The following is a 612-nucleotide window of genomic DNA, read 5'->3' on the forward strand; positions in this document are numbered from 1 at the left end:
TACCAGCTGATTGTGAATGTTAGCTTTGATACGCTTCCTATAGATCAGCATCATCAATATCAATGGTTTGCGATAAATGACTTACTCAGTGACGCTCATGTACATGAAAATACCAAAGCGTATTTTTAGTATCAGTAACTAAGCTCCAATCAATTTAGGATAAGTATTATGATTCTACCGATAATTATGGCAGGTGGAACGGGAAGCCGTTTATGGCCGTTATCACGTGAGCTCTTTCCTAAGCAGTTTCAAAAACTATATGGTCAGACAACGATGTTGCAAGCTACTATTCTAAGATTACAAGGTTTAGACTGCTTACCCCCATTGGTTATATGTAATGAAGAACATCGTTTCATCGTCGCTGAACAGCTACGCCAAATCGGGCAATTAGATCATAATATTATTCTTGAGCCTATAGGAAAAAATACTGCACCAGCGATCGCGCTTGCCGCTATTTATGCAGCAAAGTACGAAGACAATCCTGAGTTATTGGTTTTAGCGGCTGATCATGTGGTTTTGGATGAAGATGCGTTTCGTACTGCGGTTGTACAAGCGCAAATACCTGTAAAACAAGATAAGCTTGTTACTTTTGGTATTGTGCCTCAGTCTCCT

The 612-nt window shown here is 39.7% G+C and carries 1 protein-coding gene; it reads left to right on the forward strand.

Annotated features, from left to right (window positions below):
* Positions 1 to 168 precede the first annotated feature (168 nt).
* Positions 169 to 612: sugar phosphate nucleotidyltransferase (locus ACS8FD_RS22210; protein WP_439277457.1), on the forward strand; the 444-nt coding region annotated here is incomplete at its 3' end.

The organism is Psychrobacter sp. 1U2, assembly GCF_051847575.1.